Annotated in this window: 2 protein-coding genes; one reads left to right on the top strand and one right to left on the bottom strand. The window is 72.3% G+C overall.

Features of this window, described 5'->3' with window-relative positions; genetic code table 11:
* On the bottom strand, positions 1 to 421 hold a 421-nt coding region (locus DQW85_RS08080), incomplete at its 3' end, for an EamA family transporter (protein WP_338043367.1).
* An 89-nt stretch (positions 422 to 510) separates the two neighbouring features.
* On the opposite strand from DQW85_RS08080, the gene DQW85_RS08075 reads away from it, so the two are divergent.
* Positions 511 to 1,086: a helix-turn-helix domain-containing protein gene (locus DQW85_RS08075; RefSeq protein ID WP_113699749.1), complete on the top strand. Its 576-nt coding sequence runs from the start codon at positions 511 to 513 to the stop codon at positions 1,084 to 1,086.
* The last annotated feature ends 280 nt before the right edge of the window (positions 1,087 to 1,366 follow it).

The following is a 1,366-nucleotide window of genomic DNA, read 5'->3' as shown; positions in this document are numbered from 1 at the left end:
GGCCCCTCGCCCCCTGCCCGTCCTGGCTGACGAGCAGCACCGCGCCCAGGGCCAGCACCACCCCGGCCAGCGCGAGGGGCTCGGGGCGCTCGCCGTTGGCCAGGCCGAACACCACCGGCAGCGCCGCGGAGGTCACGGCCGCGACCGGGGCCACCACGGACATCGTGCCGGTGGCCAGGGCCCGGTAGAACAGCACCAGCCCGCTCATGCCCGCCACGCCGGCGCCCAGGCCCCACAGCAGCGCGCCGCCGCTGAGGAGGCCGGGCAGCGCCGGCAGCAGGGCCAGGATCAGCACCAGTCCCGCGATCTGCGACAGCACCACGACCGACAGCACGCGGGATCGCCTCGCCGCTAGACCCCCGAGGAAGTCGGCCGTGCCGTACACCAACGCGCATGCTGTCGCGAGGATCACTGCAGTCATGTTCACCGTCCTCAGTCCACTCCGCTGCACTCTTAGTACAACACATAGGGTGCACCAGAGTGCAAATCCTTTTCACTACACTGGACTTCATGGAGGACCCGGAGACGATCACCCAGGCCATCGCCAACAACGTCAGAGCCCAGCGCTCCCACCGCGGCCTGACGCTCGACGCGCTGGCCGCCAGGTCCGGCGTCAGCCGGGGCATGCTGGTCCAGGTCGAGCAGGGCAGGACCAACCCCAGCGTCTCGACGCTCACCCGCATCGCCTCCGCGCTGGGCGTGACCCTGGCCCGGCTGGTCGAGGTCGCCGACGTCCCGGTGGTCAGGGTGGTTGAGCCGGCCGACGTGGTGACGTTCGCGCAGGGCGACGTGAAGGCGCGGCTCCTCGTCGGGGCCGACTCGCCGATGATCCTGGAGCTGTGGGACTGGCGGCTCGCTCCCGGCGAGCACCACGACGGCGACTCCCACCCGCCCGGCACCCGCGAGATGCTCACCGTGCTCGCGGGTGAGCTGACGCTCACCGTGTACGGCAGGAGCCACGTCGTCAGGACCGACGCCGCCGTGCTCTTCGCCGCCGACCGGCCCCACCGCTACGCCAACAACGGGGACGAGGAGCTGCGGCTGATCATGGCCGTCGCCGAGCCCAGGGAGGCGCCCGACCAATAGCGGGCAGGCCGATAGCGGGCAGGCCAATGGCGGGCAGGGCGCCCGGCCAATGGCGGAACGTCGTGATCTGGGTACGGATCCGGTCGGATGTTGCCATAAGGCTGGCGTGCCGCATGACCCGGACGGGGGCGGGCGTTCCACCGTAGTGGAATGATCTTGGCCTCCAGGCGTGCGGGAAGGCGCCGCCCGGCTGCTCGCCGATGCCGTGCCGTCCGGGCGGCGCTCCTCGCCCTGATGCTGGCGGGCGCGGCCTGCGCCGACCGTCCCCCGCCCGCGCGCG

The organism is Nonomuraea lactucae (assembly GCF_003313395.1).
Classification (GTDB): domain Bacteria; phylum Actinomycetota; class Actinomycetes; order Streptosporangiales; family Streptosporangiaceae; genus Nonomuraea; species Nonomuraea lactucae.
Note: the sequence above shows the minus strand (reverse complement) of the source record. Positions and strands in the feature narration are given on the sequence as shown.